General features: G+C 44.9%; 17 protein-coding genes and 1 riboswitch. All 17 genes read left to right on the forward strand.

The features are described from left to right. Position 1 precedes the first annotated feature (1 nt). The 17 genes from ACSQ2E_RS11345 to ACSQ2E_RS11425 all read left to right on the forward strand — a co-directional run bounded on the left by ACSQ2E_RS11345 (position 2) and on the right by ACSQ2E_RS11425 (position 15001). The gene (locus tag ACSQ2E_RS11345; RefSeq protein WP_435990630.1) at positions 2-766 is read left to right on the forward strand and encodes a thiazole synthase; all 765 of its coding nucleotides are present in this window, start codon (positions 2-4) and stop codon (positions 764-766) included. Next, positions 763-1785 carry a thiazole biosynthesis adenylyltransferase ThiF gene (locus ACSQ2E_RS11350; protein WP_435990631.1) on the forward strand — a complete coding sequence of 341 codons (1023 nt, stop codon included), beginning with the start codon at positions 763-765 and terminating at the stop codon, positions 1783-1785. The genes ACSQ2E_RS11345 and ACSQ2E_RS11350 overlap by 4 nt, the downstream gene beginning before the upstream one ends. A gap of 17 nt (positions 1786-1802) precedes the next feature. Continuing rightward, entirely contained in the window at positions 1803-2606 is an 804-nt protein-coding gene (thiD, locus tag ACSQ2E_RS11355) for a bifunctional hydroxymethylpyrimidine kinase/phosphomethylpyrimidine kinase (protein WP_435990632.1), read from the forward strand. Continuing rightward, positions 2603-3247 carry a thiamine phosphate synthase gene (thiE, locus tag ACSQ2E_RS11360; RefSeq protein ID WP_435990633.1) on the forward strand — a complete coding sequence of 215 codons (645 nt, stop codon included), beginning with the start codon at positions 2603-2605 and terminating at the stop codon, positions 3245-3247. The genes thiD and thiE overlap by 4 nt, the downstream gene beginning before the upstream one ends. A 108-nt stretch (positions 3248-3355) precedes the next feature. Then, positions 3356-4741, forward strand: a complete 1386-nt coding sequence (locus tag ACSQ2E_RS11365; RefSeq protein ID WP_435990634.1) for an L-cystine transporter — start codon at positions 3356-3358, stop codon at positions 4739-4741. A gap of 170 nt (positions 4742-4911) precedes the next feature. Then, on the forward strand, positions 4912-5685 hold the full coding sequence (locus ACSQ2E_RS11370) for an SDR family oxidoreductase (protein WP_435990635.1): 774 nt from the start codon (positions 4912-4914) through the stop codon (positions 5683-5685). A 33-nt stretch (positions 5686-5718) separates the two neighbouring features. Next, positions 5719-6948 carry an acyl-CoA dehydrogenase family protein gene (locus ACSQ2E_RS11375; protein WP_435990636.1) on the forward strand — a complete coding sequence of 410 codons (1230 nt, stop codon included), beginning with the start codon at positions 5719-5721 and terminating at the stop codon, positions 6946-6948. Positions 6949-6999: 51 nt separating this feature from the next. Next, positions 7000-8595 carry a long-chain-fatty-acid--CoA ligase gene (locus tag ACSQ2E_RS11380; RefSeq protein WP_435990637.1) on the forward strand — a complete coding sequence of 532 codons (1596 nt, stop codon included), beginning with the start codon at positions 7000-7002 and terminating at the stop codon, positions 8593-8595. Positions 8596-8629: 34 nt separating this feature from the next. Continuing rightward, positions 8630-9196: a TetR/AcrR family transcriptional regulator gene (locus ACSQ2E_RS11385; RefSeq protein WP_098440301.1), complete on the forward strand. Its 567-nt coding sequence runs from the start codon at positions 8630-8632 to the stop codon at positions 9194-9196. A gap of 77 nt (positions 9197-9273) precedes the next feature. Next, positions 9274-9690: an acyl-CoA thioesterase gene (locus ACSQ2E_RS11390; protein WP_435990638.1), complete on the forward strand. Its 417-nt coding sequence runs from the start codon at positions 9274-9276 to the stop codon at positions 9688-9690. Positions 9691-9706: 16 nt separating this feature from the next. After that, positions 9707-10789 (forward strand): phosphotransferase family protein, encoded by a 1083-nt coding sequence (locus ACSQ2E_RS11395; RefSeq protein ID WP_435990639.1) that lies wholly within the window; start codon positions 9707-9709, stop codon positions 10787-10789. A 13-nt stretch (positions 10790-10802) separates the two neighbouring features. Beyond that, positions 10803-11576, forward strand: a complete 774-nt coding sequence (locus ACSQ2E_RS11400; RefSeq protein WP_435990640.1) for an enoyl-CoA hydratase/isomerase family protein — start codon at positions 10803-10805, stop codon at positions 11574-11576. Between the two features lie 91 nt (positions 11577-11667). Continuing rightward, a complete protein-coding gene (locus ACSQ2E_RS11405; protein ID WP_435990641.1) occupies positions 11668-12843 on the forward strand; it encodes an acyl-CoA dehydrogenase family protein in 1176 nt (391 codons plus the stop codon). A 22-nt stretch (positions 12844-12865) separates the two neighbouring features. After that, positions 12866-13624 carry a 3-oxoacyl-ACP reductase FabG gene (fabG, locus tag ACSQ2E_RS11410; protein ID WP_435990642.1) on the forward strand — a complete coding sequence of 253 codons (759 nt, stop codon included), beginning with the start codon at positions 12866-12868 and terminating at the stop codon, positions 13622-13624. A gap of 24 nt (positions 13625-13648) precedes the next feature. Continuing rightward, complete coding sequence (locus ACSQ2E_RS11415; RefSeq protein WP_435994503.1) at positions 13649-14098, forward strand: MaoC family dehydratase N-terminal domain-containing protein; 450 nt, start codon at positions 13649-13651, stop codon at positions 14096-14098. Then, on the forward strand, positions 14095-14499 hold the full coding sequence (locus ACSQ2E_RS11420) for a MaoC/PaaZ C-terminal domain-containing protein (RefSeq protein WP_435990643.1): 405 nt from the start codon (positions 14095-14097) through the stop codon (positions 14497-14499). The genes ACSQ2E_RS11415 and ACSQ2E_RS11420 overlap by 4 nt, the downstream gene beginning before the upstream one ends. Positions 14500-14664: 165 nt before the next feature. Continuing rightward, positions 14665-14770: riboswitch (SAM riboswitch) on the forward strand. A gap of 75 nt (positions 14771-14845) precedes the next feature. Beyond that, on the forward strand, positions 14846-15001 hold the full coding sequence (locus ACSQ2E_RS11425) for a YezD family protein (protein WP_435990644.1): 156 nt from the start codon (positions 14846-14848) through the stop codon (positions 14999-15001). Positions 15002-15026 lie beyond the last annotated feature (25 nt).

Raw genomic sequence — 15026 nt, forward strand, 5'->3', positions numbered from 1 at the left:
CATGTTAAAAATCGGAAACTATTCATTTCATTCCAGATTACTGTTAGGAACGGGTAAATATCCTGATTTTGATATTCAGAAGAAAGCGGTCGAGGTTTCTGGTGCAGAAATTCTTACGTTTACGGTAAGGAGAATGAATATATTCGAGCCCTCTCAACCCAACTTTTTAGAAAAACTGGACTTGGAAAGCTACTCGTTATTACCGAACACTGCAGGTGCAAAAACGGCGGGCGAAGCGGTGCGGCATGCTCGGTTAGCCAGAGCCTCAGGACTTTGTGACATGATTAAGGTGGAAGTCATCGGTTGTGATAAAACATTATTGCCCGATCCCGTTGAAACACTTAAGGCAACAGAAGAATTGATCAAAGAAGGATTTACGGTCCTGCCTTATACCTCCGATGATGTGGTTCTTGCAAGGAAATTGGAAGAATTGGGGGCGCATGCCATAATGCCCGGTGCATCACCGATTGGATCGGGCCAGGGAATTGTAAACCCCGTAAACCTCCGTTTCATTATTGAGCAGGCAAACGTACCGGTCATCGTTGATGCTGGCATTGGATCCCCAGCTGATGCAGCATATGCTATGGAACTTGGTGCAGATGCTGTGTTGTTAAACACGGCTGTATCACAAGCGAAAGATCCGGTCAAGATGGCCAATGCCATGAGGTTTGCGATCGAAGGTGGCCGTTTTGGATATGAAGCCGGAAGAATCCCCCAAAAGCGCTATGCTTCAGCCAGCAGCCCGATGGAGGGGATGAGTGTTTGAATGAGGAGAGATATTCAAGACAAATTCTATTTTCACCTATTGGAAGGGAAGGCCAGGAAAGAATAAGGAATAAACATATCCTTATCATTGGAGCTGGAGCGCTCGGAACAGGCAACGCGGAAGTCCTCGTTCGTGCAGGCATTGGAAAGCTGACGATTGCGGACCGTGATTACGTCGAATGGAGCAATCTGCAACGACAGCAGCTCTACAATGAGGAAGATGCAAAAAGCCGGCTCCCTAAGGCGATAGCTGCCAAAAAGAGACTGGAGGAAATTAATTCAACGGTTGAGATCGAAGCACATATTTTGAATGTCATGCCTGAAGAATTATTGAACATGAGCATGGGTGTGGACCTAATCATTGATGCTACAGATAACTTTGAAACGAGGATGATCATGAATGACGTATCCCAAAAATGTTCCGTACCCTGGATCTATGGAGCATGTGTGGGGAGCTATGGAATTTCATTCACTATTCTTCCCGGTGTCACCCCGTGCCTTCACTGTTTAATCGATGAAGTTCCGATAGGAGGGCTGACCTGTGACACAGCAGGAATCATCAGTCCAGCCGTCTCACAGGTGGTCGCCCATCAAACGACAGAAGCACTAAAGATTTTGGTGGAAGACTATGAATCTCTCACCCATAGGGTCGTATCTTTTGATTTATGGAAAAATGAACATACTTCACTTGATGTGAGGAAGTTGAAAAGAGAAGACTGTCCTTCATGTGGTGTTCACAGAACGTACCCAAGTCTTCAATATAAGAATCAAACCAAAACCGCCGTCCTGTGTGGACGGGATACAGTGCAAATTCGGCCTGCTTCAGGGCACTCTGTTAACCTGATGGAAATTTCAAGAACACTTGAGAACCAAGGCAAGCGAGTGGAAAGGAATCCTTATTTAATCAGATTCAAGGTCGATTCCTTCAAGGTCGTCTTATTTTATGATGGCCGGGCGCTTGTTCATGGAACAAAAGAAATTAAGGAAGCAAAATCAATTTATCATCGTTATTTTGCTTGAAAGAGGAGTGAAGATAGATGGTGAATAAAGTGTTGACGATTGCAGGATCGGATAGCGGTGGAGGCGCGGGCATTCAAGCGGATCTAAAAACCTTTCAAGAGTGTCATGTCTATGGTATGTCTGCCATTACAGCCGTGACAGCTCAAAATACAAAAGGTGTGCAGGGTATATTTCCATTGACGGCATCAATAGTGTTGGAACAATTAACCTCAGTAGCGGAAGATTTACCTCCCCAAGCCGTAAAAACCGGAATGTTGGTGAATGATGAGATCATTGCATCTGTTGCGGATTTCGCCAGCTCCTCCGGTTGGGAGAAGCTTATAGTCGATCCTGTGATGATTGCGAAAGGGGGAGCTTCTTTGTTGGAAGACAAATCCATAGACACATTGATCAATCGTCTGATTCCGGTTGCTTACGTCATCACACCCAATTTAACTGAAGCAGAAATATTAACGGGAAGAGAGATACTGAATGTTGATGAATGCAGGAGAGCTGCGGAGGACCTATACAAGATGGGGGCCAAGCATGTAGTCATTAAAGGGGGGCACCAGCCTGATACTTTATATGCTACTGACGCTCTTTATGACGGCAAAGAATTTTATGAGTTTACGAGTCCAAGAGTCTCTACGCCCCATACGCATGGAACAGGCTGTACGTTCTCTGCAGTCCTCACTGCAGAACTGGCAAAAGGGCACACCGTTTATGATTCAGTCCGGACGGCCAAGGAGTTTATTACAGCTGCCATCAGGCATTCACTCGGGATCGGGAGTGGACATGGCCCAACAAATCATTGGGCGTATCATGAAGGAGTGAAAGTATGAATCTTAGAGACTCTTTAAAGCTATATTTGGTGATGGGCAGCCAGGATTGTAAAACGTCTCCTGCCCGTGTATTGGAAGAGGCACTCTCAGGCGGAGTCACCATGTTTCAATTTCGCGAAAAGGGGATTCGTTGTCTGAAAGGGAAGCCCATGATAGAACTCGCTCTTGAACTCCAACAATTGTGTCAAAGGCACAGTGTTCCTTTTATCATCAATGACGATTTGGAGCTCGCTTTGTCATTGAACGCAGATGGTGTACATATAGGGCAGGAAGACGAATCCATCGGAGTTGTTCGTAAAAAAATCGGGGATAAAATACTTGGGGTCTCTGCCCATAATGTAAGGGAAGCCAAGCTCGCACTAGAATCAGGTGCGGATTATCTTGGAGTCGGTCCAATGTTTCATACGACAACAAAGGATGATTGTAGAATCGTCCAAGGGCCAAAAGTGATTGAATCAATGAGAGCGGAGGGGATTCGTCTCCCCTTGGTCGGTATTGGAGGAATCCACTACGGGAATCTCCAAGAGATAATGGAAGCAGGTGCAGATGGTGTAGCGATCATCTCAGCAATTTCCAAACAGCCAGAGCAAACCCACAAAATCTTTCAAAACGTCCAAAATAGTCTTTTACAATCAATGTAGATGAACTTTTATCGGACAAAGCAACATATCTTCCCCTCCCCTATCATACTATACAGTAGACCCCGTTCTAACTTGTTTCATCATCAACGATAAGAGGGAGGGTTTTGAATGAATGTCTGGTTTGTTTTATTGAACATTTTGGTGTTTCTTGTTCTCATTGGTGTACTACTTCATATGCAAAGAAAAAATGTTTCATTTTCAAAACGGGTGTTTGCCGCGCTCGGACTGGGAATTGTTTTCGGTCTCGGTTTACAGTGGGTGTATGAGGCGGGGGATGAAAATGTCACCCAATCGATTGAATGGTTCAATATTGTCGGAACAGGCTATATAAAGCTTCTGCAAATGATTGTCATGCCACTCGTGTTTGTGTCAATCCTTTCAGCTTTTACAAAATTGAAACGATCTTCTAACCTTGGAAAGATTTCTGTATTGATCATCGGTTTGCTCGTTGGAACCACTGCGGTTGCGGCTGCAGTCGGAATTGCAACAACCGCAGCATTTGATTTGGAAGCCATCCAAATCGATCAAGGAAATGCCGAAGCGGCCAGGGGTGTCCAGTTAGAGGAAAGGGCAGCGGCATTGGAAGGTCAAAGCTACCCTCAAAAGATCCTGGAGCTCTTACCCCAAAATCCTTTCCTTGATTTGACCGGTGAAAGAGCCACGTCGACAATTGCTGTCGTGATCTTTGCAGCCTTCATCGGAATCGCCTATTTAGGGGTACAGCGAAAGGAACCAGGTACGGCTGAATTCTTCAAAAAAATCGTGGATTCAATCTATGCGGTCGTGATGAGAATCGTGACCCTGGTGTTAAGGCTGACGCCATTCGGTGTGTTAGCCATCATGGCGAAAACAGTGGCACTCAGTGATTTCGATGCCATCATGAAACTTGGTGAATTTGTAGGAGCCTCCTATATTGCATTGATTATCATGTTCTTGATCCATTTGATCTTGTTGACTCTTACGGGACTCAATCCGATTACGTACGTGAAGAAAGTGCTGCCTGTATTGGTGTTTGCCTTTACGTCAAGGTCCAGTGCAGGAACTTTACCACTTAACATTCAAACTCAGAAAAATAAACTGGGTGTATCAGAAGGGATTGCCAACTTCTCTGGATCTTTCGGATTATCCATCGGGCAAAATGGATGTGCAGGTGTGTACCCGGCAATGCTTGCCGTCATGATTGCTCCGACGGTTGGCATTGACCCATTAACCCCTTCATTTATCTTTACACTTATTGCTGTAGTTGCCATCAGTTCCTTCGGTGTCGCCGGAGTTGGTGGCGGTGCTACATTTGCTGCTATCCTCGTCCTATCTGCCATGGATCTACCTATTGCGCTAGCGGGTCTATTGATTTCGATCGAACCTTTAATCGACATGGGGCGGACAGCCGTTAATGTGAGTGGAGCGATGACATCGGGTATCATTACGAGTAAGGTAACGGGAGAACTGGACACGGAGACCTATAATAAAGAAATGATTGAAGCTGAAGCTTAAATGTCAGGCCGGCTCATACTCCAATGAGCCGGTTTTTCAAATGGATAACTTTATCTTTTCAAGAGTTTATGATTGAAAATTCAGACTATATTAATTACTATAGAAGTAACATACCGACCGGTTAGTATCTTTGGTGTGTGAATGACTGTATGACATAAGGAGGCAGGAATATGCATGTAAAGGACTTGTTTGATTTATCTGGTAAGGTGGCACTGGTGACTGGTGGAGGCAGGGGACTTGGGGAACAGATTGCTACCGGTTTTGCTGAAGCAGGAGCAAATATTGTCGTCTGCTCAAGAAATTTAGAAGCATGTGATGAAGTCAAAAAGGATTTAGAGGATTTGGGTGTTCAAGCTCTTTCCTTTCAATGTGATGTCACCAATCCGGAAGACGTCGTTAGGGTTGTGGATGAAACCAAAAAAGCGTTTGGCCGCATTGATATTCTGGTGAATAACAGCGGAGCTTCGTGGGGGGCACCTGCAGAAGAAATGCCACTTGAGGCATGGCATAAAGTCATCAACGTAAATGTGAATGGGACCTTCATTATGTCACAGGCTGTAGGAAAGCTAATGTTAGAACAACAGGCAGGGAAAATCATCAACATCGCGTCTGTAGCGGGTCTTCAAGGAACGGACCCAAGGTATATGGATGCCATCGGCTATAGTACAAGTAAAGCAGCAGTCATCAATTTCACCAAGGATCTTGCCGTGAAATGGGGCTCTCGCGGAGTCCATGTTAACGCGATCGCACCAGGCTTCTTTCCGACAAAAATGTCAAAGGGGATCCTCTCCCATGCCGGGGAAGCCATTTTAGAAGGTACGCCGTTAAATCGATTCGGAAGCGAATACGATTTAAAAGGAGCGGCTCTTTTCCTTGCTTCCCGTGCCTCTGATTTTGTAACAGGTTCGGTCCTTGTGGTGGATGGCGGCTCATCAGCGATGTAACCAGATTATTTTTAATAAGGAAGGATGGATGTCATGGAGTTCTCCTATTCTCCAAAAGTACAAGAATATCAAAATAAACTCTCCCGCTTCATGGAAGAGTTCGTATACCCGAATGAATCCCTTTATGAACAGCAATTAAACAGGCAAGACACCCGATGGAGTTCAGTCCCGCCCATCATGGAAGAATTAAAAACCGAAGCAAGGAAACAAGGGTTATGGAACTTATTTCTACCAGAAAGTGAATATGGGGCGGGATTAAGTAATGTGGAATATGCACCGCTTTGCGAAATCATGGGCAGGTCTTTGATCGGACCGGAAGTATTCAACTGCAACGCACCGGATACCGGGAATATGGAAGTGTTGGAGCGTTATGGAACCCCTGCCCAAAAGGAGCGATACCTGATCCCCCTCCTGAATGGTGAGATCCGCTCCTGTTTCTCGATGACAGAGCCGGAAGTCGCCTCATCCGATGCTACAAATATCAAGGCAAGTATCGTTCGGGACGGGAATGAATACGTTGTCAATGCCAGGAAATGGTGGTCTTCCGGCGCTGGTGATCCAAGGTGCAGCTTCTCCATCTTAATGGGGAAAACAGACCCTGATGCAAGTCGCCATGAACAGCAATCCATGATCATCGTACCATTGGATGCGGTGGGTGTGAAAATCGAGCGGATGCTTCCTGTCTTTGGATACGATCACGCTCCCCATGGACATGGGGAAATCACTTTTACCGATGTCCGGGTGCCCCTTGAAAATATGATCTGGGCGGAAGGGAAAGGGTTTGCCATTGCACAAGGGCGATTAGGTCCAGGCAGGATCCATCATTGCATGCGTTTGATCGGTGCAGCGGAAAGAGCGCTTGAAGAATTATGTAAGCGCGTTCAAAACAGGGAAGCATTTGGTAGGACACTTTCAAGTCAGGGGGTCGTCATGGAATGGATCGCAGATTCACGAATTGAAATCGAACAGGCACGCCTTCTGACCATGAAAGCCGCTTACATGATGGATACAGTAGGGAATAAATTGGCCAAACAGGAAATCGCGATGATCAAGGTAGTGGCGCCTTCCATGGCATTACGTGTCATAGACAGGGCGATTCAGGCATTTGGGGCTGCCGGGGTATCAGGGGATCATTCAATGGCTGCACAATGGGCGAATGCCCGGACATTACGTCTTGCCGACGGGCCTGATGAAGTACATCGTGCGCAACTCGCGAAATTAGAACTGAAAAAATATCAAAAAACCTCTCCGGTAGAGAGATAGGAATAGATCATTCAGCGGCATCTGAATAATTAAAACGGAAGGAATGATTTTGTGACAACTAAATCCTGGCACGTTCATTATCCTGAATCGTTCGACACTGATATTCCAGCAATTGATTTCTCAATACCCCATATGCTTCAACAAACTGCTTCCAAGTACCCTGGGCATCCTTGTATAAGTTTCTATCAAAAGCGCATGACGTATCGTGACCTTCAAGGTGCCGTCACATTGTTTTCCTCGTCCCTCCAGCAAATAGGAACGAAGAAAGGTGACCGGGTGGCCATCATGCTCCCTAACTGTCCACAATATGTCATTTCTTATTATGGGATCCTTACGACTGGCGGGATTGTTACGCAGGTGAATCCAATGTCTGTTGAAAGGGAACTCATTCATTTACTAAATGACTCCGGGGCGGAGACGATCATTGTATTGGACCGCTTTTATCCCATGATTCAATCCATTCAAAAGGAAACAAAAGTGAAAACAATCATTGTCGTCAGCTTCCAAGGGGAGGACCATGCGACTGATTACACGTTTGATGAATTTTTGAAGCTTGGGGACGGTGGGGTTACTTCCATTAAAATAGAGCCGGAAGATGTTGCGGTCCTTCAATACACAGGTGGAACAACCGGCGTGTCTAAGGGTGTGATGCTCACACATAGCAATATTCTTTCAAATGTCATGCAAAGTCAGCGATTTTTTAAAGAAAGCATTCAAACAGGGGAAGAAAGAAGTCTGAGTGTGATTCCTTTCTTTCATGTATTCGGAATGAATTCATGCATGAATCTTTCCATCTATTCTGCAAATGAAATGATCCTGCTGCCACGGTTTGAGCTCTCAGAAGTATTATCAACCATTAAGAGGGAGAAACCCACATTATTCCCTGGAGTGCCGACCATGTATGTGGCGATTACGAATCATCCCTCTGCTGAAGAGTATGGGATTCATTCGATCAAGCTTTGTAACAGCGGTAGCGCCCCCATGCCTGTTGAGCTATTAAACCAGTTCGAGAAGAAAACAGGGGCAAAGATATTGGAAGGGTATGGTTTGTCCGAAGCCTCGCCGACGACCCATTGCAACCCTGCCTTCGCAGAAAGAAAGCCTGGAACTGTAGGAATCGGCCTCCCGTCCACGGATTATAAGGTAGTGGATTTAGCGACGGGCATGAAGGAAGTGCCTCCTGGAGACATTGGAGAGCTGATCATCAAAGGTCCCCAAGTCATGAAGGGGTACTGGAATTTACCTGAAGAAACCGCTAATGCCCTTCGTGATGGATGGCTATACACAGGAGACATTGCCAGGATGGATGATGAAGGGTATGTATCAATCGTGGATCGAAAGAAGGATATGATCATTGCTTCAGGATATAACGTGTATCCCCGGGAAGTGGAAGAAGTCATCTATGAACATCCCGGCGTGCAGGAAGCGGTCGTGATCGGGGTCCCTGACTCATATCGGGGAGAAACCGTGAAAGCTGTGGTCGTGTTAAAGGCTGGGGAAAAGGTGTCAGAACAAGAATTGATCAGGTTCTGTCAGGAGAATATGTCTTCATTCAAAGTCCCAAGAATCTTCGAATTCCGGGATGAACTTCCAAAGACGAGTGTAGGGAAGATATTAAGAAGGGCCCTCCGGGAAAATGTGATATAATTCAGGTGATATTTGCAGATTGAGGGGACTTCATATGAAAGAAAAAATGACAGAGCAAGCAGTACGGTTATTTGATCAAAAAGGCTTTACCGTCACATCCATTCAGGATATCGTCGAATCGATCGGGGTGACAAAAGGAACATTCTACTACTATTTTTCCAGTAAAGAAGAGTTATTAAAGGAAATTCATATGAGATATATAGATGGCTTATTGTCCAAGCAGGAAAGAATACTCGAAGATGACAGTAAATCTTTCCGTGAGAAACTTTTTGACATCATTCATCTTTCCATCGTGGACATCAAAGAACAGGGAGCGAGTGCCAAAGTGTTTTTCCGGGAGATGAGACACTTAAGCCATGAAAGCGTGGACCAAATCGAACCTAAACGGGATATGTATCGCTATAATATTGAAAAGCTCTTGAAAGAAGGAAGAAATTCTGGTGATTTCCGAAACGACTTTGACGTTTCCGTTGTAGCCTTCGGTATACTCGGCATGATGAACTGGAGCTATCAATGGTATAAGCCTGGCGGGGCGAAGACGGATAAAGAAATAGCAGGTACGTTTGTCGATATGGTCTTGAATGGGATTCAAACTGAATAGAGAGGAAGCGGCTTCAGCATTTCCTCTCTCCCTAACATACCGACTGGTTAGTATTTATAACGAAAGAAGGAGGATAAATGGATTCTATCACCGTAAGAAGTAGATTCTGCGAAACAGATGCACTGGGGCATATTAATAATACCACTTACTTTGTCTATTTAGAGGAAGCACGAATTAAATTCTTTCAAACAATCGGATTCGATATGGACGTGAAGGATTGGCGGTTTATTCTAGCTTCCACCAAATGTGATTTCGTCTCACAGGGTTATTTCAATCAAGAACTCGTGATCACCTCCTATATTTCCAGGATTGGATCAAAAAGTTTTCAGTTAGAGCATGATATTCTGTGTGCCGAGACTCATCAACTGATCGCAAGAGGAAACGCGGTCATTGTGTATTTTGACTTTCAGGAACAACTGAGTAAAGCAATCCCTGATCTGTTAAAAGCCCAGCTAAACACTCATTTCCGTTCCGAGAAAACTGAATATTCTTAAATATAGGAGGGGTAACATGACGGAACGGATGGAATATGAAACGGTTTCAGTCCGAAAAGGAGAAGAATTAAATGAAAGCAAATTACAAGACTTCCTCGTTGAGCATTTTCCTGCTCTAGAGCAAGAAGAGTTGATCATTAAACAGTTTTCTGCAGGTCACTCAAATCTAACGTATCTGCTTTCAATGGGGAAATGGGAAGGGGTTTTGAGGCGCCCGCCTTTAGGGCCCGTCGCACCGAAGGCACATGATATGAAAAGGGAATTCAGGATCCTGTCAGAGATCCACCCTTTATTCGACGTTACACCAAAACCCCATGTATTCTCTGAAGATGAAGGGATAGTCGGAAGCCCATTCTTCATCATGGAACGAAAAAGGGGGCAAGTATTTGATACATCATTTCCCCCGCATCTGGATGTGACACCTGATGTATGCAAGAGAATCTCGGAAGAAATGATTTCAAGATTGGTTGAGCTTCATTCCATTGATCATACCAAAACATCACTTCACGAAATCAGTAGACCCGAACACTTTATGGAGAGACAGGTTCACGGGTGGATCAATCGCTATGAACGTGCCAAGACAAGTGAGATCCTTGATGTAGAACATCTGACACAGTGGCTGATCAAAAATGTTCCGGAAAATGCCGAGTCCACGATCATTCATTATGACTTTAAATTAAACAATAGTATGTTTTCTAAAGACCTGACATCCATGGTGGGATTATTCGATTGGGAGATGGCGACCGTCGGAGACCCCCTGGCAGATTTGGGTGTCGCAATGGGGTATTGGATCCAGCATGATGATCCTGAATTGTTAAAATACGGTCTCGGGAAGCCTCCAGTGACCATCATGGACGGTTTTTACAGCAGAAGAGAGTTCATCGAAGAATATGCCAATAAAAGCGGCAGGGACGTGAACCACATTCATTTCTATTTGTCTTTTGCCTACTTTAAGCTCGCGGTTATTGTGCAGCAAATTTATTACCGTTTTAAGATGGGTCAAACAAATGATGTCCGTTTTTCCGGTTTCGATCGGTTTGCCGAGACATTAATTACCCTGGGTAATCAGGCAGCATTTGATTTCAGGGAAAAAATATAAGGGGATGAATAGGATGCAATCGCTATTAGTCGAAAAGAATGACCGGGTGTTGAATGTAACCTTGAATCGACCTGACAGCTTAAACTCATTTGATGAGAACATGCTCACGGGATTGATTGAAGCGATAGAAGAGGCTGAAGGGAATCAGGAGATCAGAGCAATCGTGATCCGAGGTGCCGGAAGGTCGTTCTCTGCCGGTGGCGACGTGAAAACGATGGGAAGTGCGACGTCTGCCCAAGTCTATGAACATATCGGAATACTGAATTCATGTATCAAAGCCATCAAGGAAATAGAAAAGCCGGTCATTGCCTCCGTCCATGGTTTCGCGGCAGGTGCCGGATTTAATTTAGCACTGGCGTGTGATTTAATCATTGCATCCGAAACCAGTCAATTTGCACTGAGCTTTTCCAAAGTAGGACTCATTTCTGATGGAGGGGGTTCTTATTTTCTCCCACGGTTGATCGGTCCTCATCTTGCAAAAGAGTTCTTTTTTACGGGAGAACCTGTGACAGCCCGGAGGATGTATGAGTTAGGGGTGATTAATAGACTGGTGCCTGCTGATAGTCTCGAAGAAAAAGCAAATGAGCTGGCTGCTACATTAGCTGCGGGTCCAAGCAAAGCCTACGGAATGATGAAGAAAATGATTGATCGTTCATTCACCACTTCTCTGGATGAAATGCTTGAACAGGAACGAATCACTCAAACCCTGATGATCTCAACGGAAGATCATTTCGAAGGAGTTTCAGCGTTCAAAGAAAAAAGAATTCCATCATTTTCAGGGAAGTAAGCGGAGTGTGCGTGCCTCTCCAGTCCATTTTTCGGGTTTGGAATAAGAAAAGATCCTGCATCCATATATTCATAAATAAGGGGGAAGAAAGATGAACTTACGCTTATCAGATGAACAAAGGATGATCCAGAAAACCATTCGACGATTTGTAGAGAAAGAATTGATTCCTTTAGAAAATGAAGTGCTGCGAAATGAAAGGGAAGGAAAGCCCAGTCTTTCTCCGAAAAAAAAGGAAGAGCTGCAAATGAAGGCTAAGGATGCCGGATTCTGGGGCATCAATACTCCGGAGGAATACGGAGGAGCGGATCTCGGTCAAATGATGATGGCCATCGTCTATATGGAAATCTCCAAGACCTTTGTTCCATTCTCTTTTGGTGGATATGCCGATAACATACTTTATTACGCCAACGAGGAACAGAAGAAAAATTATTTGATCCCCACTATTAATGGAGAAAAGAAATCGTGTTTTGCCATGACGGAACCCGGAGCGGGATCTGATACCCGTAATATCCAGACCACAGCCGTGAAAGACGGAAACGAATGGATTTTAAATGGTGAGAAAACGTTCATTACAGGTGGTAATGAAGCAGATTTTGTCATGGTCATGGCCGTTACGGATAAAGAAAAACATCGCCGGACCGGTCGGGAAGGAGTCACCTGCTTCATCGCTGATCGAAGCATGGGCTGGAAATCCGAATATATTCATACGATGGGCGAATGGGGACCAGCGAGTTTGATTTTTGATGATGTAAGGGTTCCCGAAGAGAATATCCTTGGTGAAATCGATGGCGGCTACGATCTCGGCCTGGAATGGATCGGCTTCGCACGCTGGATCGTAGGGGCCCAGGCGGTCGGAGCAGCCGAACGCCTTCTTCAAATGGCCATCGACTATTCGAAGGAAAGGGAAACCTTTGGAAAGCCTATCGCGGACCGGCAGGCGATTCAATGGCAGATTGCGGATTCTGCCGTGGAGATTGAAGCGGCCCGCTGGCTTGTGTTAAATGCAGCATTCACACTCGATCAAGGAGAGGACAATCGTCACGTTGCGTCGATGGCCAAGCTCTATGGGTCCAATATGGGTAATCGGGTCGTTGATCGCGTCCTCCAGATCCATGGTGGGATGGGTTATACAAGAGAGCTGCCGATCGAACGATGGTACCGGGAGGCAAGGTTATGGCGGATTTATGATGGAACCGATGAAATCCAAAAACTGATTATTTCAAGGAATTTATTAAAAGGTCATGTGAAACTTGGGCAATTTGTTTAATCAAATAAAGGAGGCAGACGAAATGGGAGAGCGATTCAGAGGAAAAGTGGCTTTGGTTACAGGTGGAAGCAGAGGGATCGGCAGGGCGATTGCAGGATTACTGGCTGAAGAAGGGGCCAAGGTGGCCATCATCGATGTGAATGAAGATGCTTTGAATGAAGCAAGTGAGGTGTTTAAACAATATGAATTGTATACAAAAGTGGCAAATGTCGTAGAATCCCAGGAAATTGAAAATGTGATGAAGGAAGTATATGAATCCTTTGGCTCCCTCGACATTGTAGTGAATAATGCAGGGGTCATCAGGGATAATCTGTTATTTAAAATGACCGAGCCTGATTGGCAGACGGTCATGGATGTGCATTTGAAGGGTTCATTCAATGTAGTGAAGGCAGCTCAACAATACATGGTCAAACAAAGGTATGGACGCATCATCAATATCTCATCCACCTCCGCACTGGGAAATCGTGGACAGGCGAACTACGCAACGGCTAAAGCAGGTCTTCAAGGATTGACGAAAACCCTTGCTATAGAACTTGGTCCATTCGGAATCACAACAAATGCTGTGGCACCGGGTTTTATCGAAACCGACATGACGAAAGAAACGGCGAAACGGATCGGAATAACTTTCGAGCAATTGGTCGAAGCGAGTCTCCAGGGAATCCCTGTTGGAAGAAGCGGGCTTCCTGAAGATATTGCAAATGCAGTCGCTTTTTTTGCAGACGAAAAATCTTCATTCGTCAATGGGCAGGTTCTCTACGTTGCAGGAGGGCCGAAAGCCTGAATAAAGGAGAAAGGGGTGAAGAATATGTTTGAATCCTATATCGGAAAGAGGTCTACTCCCACCAGAAATACAGTGGAAAGAGGAGCGGTTCGGAAATTTGCAGAAGCCATTGGCGATCCCCATCCCCTTTTTGTGGATGAAGATACGGGGAAATTTTCCTCTTACAGGGGGAACATTGCCCCTCCCACCTTCCCGAGAGTGTTCGACTATGGTTCGATCGAAGGCTTTCATTTACCGAATGTTGGGTTGATTCACGGTGAACAATCCTTTCATTATGAAAGACCTTTGATGGTAGGAGAAAGGATTCAATGTTTCACGGTAGTAAAAGACTATTATGAACGGGAAGGTACCGGGGGAAAACTGGGTTTCCTTGTCATCGAAGACGTCGGGGAAGATTCCCGTGGGGAAAGAATCTTCACTTCCCAGGCGATTGTCATTATTACAGAAGAAGTCAGAAAGAGGTTGAGTAAATGACAACACTACAATCATTCGGAGTAGGTGATACACTTCCCCCGGTTGAATTGGCTCCGGTTGTGAGGTTGGACCTGATCAAATACGCAGGTGCTTCCGGAGACTATAATCCAATACACACCATCGATGATGAAGCCTCAAAGCTGGGTCTTCCAGGAATCATCGCTCATGGAATGTGGACAATGGGCAATGTGTCCAAACTTTTCAGCCCATACTATGAGGAAGGCTTTATCCAGGATTACTCGGTACGTTTTAGAGAGATGGTCATGTTACAAGATGTGGTTACTTTACGGGCAGAATTAGTGGACAATCAGGGTAACCTCCTTCATTTTAAGGTTTTAGCCACAAATCAAGCCGGGAAGAAAGTAATTGAGGGTAAGGTGGTTTTTAGGGTCCATGAATAGTTACGTAATGCTTTATGAAAAATTGTCGTAGATCTACCCCCAATCGAATAAACATGTATAGAATGATCGTTTAATAAAATAAGCCAAAAAATATAAATCCGATCGAAAAACTCGGGTTGACTTCTTCCGTAATTGTGATATTATTTAGAATATTAAAATGAATAACTCTTATCCAGAGTGGTGGAGGGATCTGGCCCTGCGAAGCCCAGCAACCTACGTATTGTAAGGTGCTAATTCCAGCAAAATGTGAAGTCATTTTGGAAGATAAGGTAACCTTACCTGAACAACTTTCCAAAATGGGAAGTTGTTTTTTTGATCTGGATAAGATGAAAATTGGGGGTATCATGTGAAAGAAGAGAAGAATCAGCAAGTACAGTTTGACTTGGTAGCAGAGAAGATCCAGTCCATGCTTGAAACCATGAGTTTTGGTTCGATCACGATTATCGTACAGGATGGAAAAGTCATTCAATTAGAGAAAAATGAGAAAGTCCGAATTAAATAAGCTGACTAGACAACCTAGAGGCGCA

The organism is Rossellomorea sp. LjRoot5, from assembly GCF_964253455.1.
Classification (GTDB): Bacteria; Bacillota; Bacilli; order Bacillales; family Bacillaceae_B; genus Rossellomorea.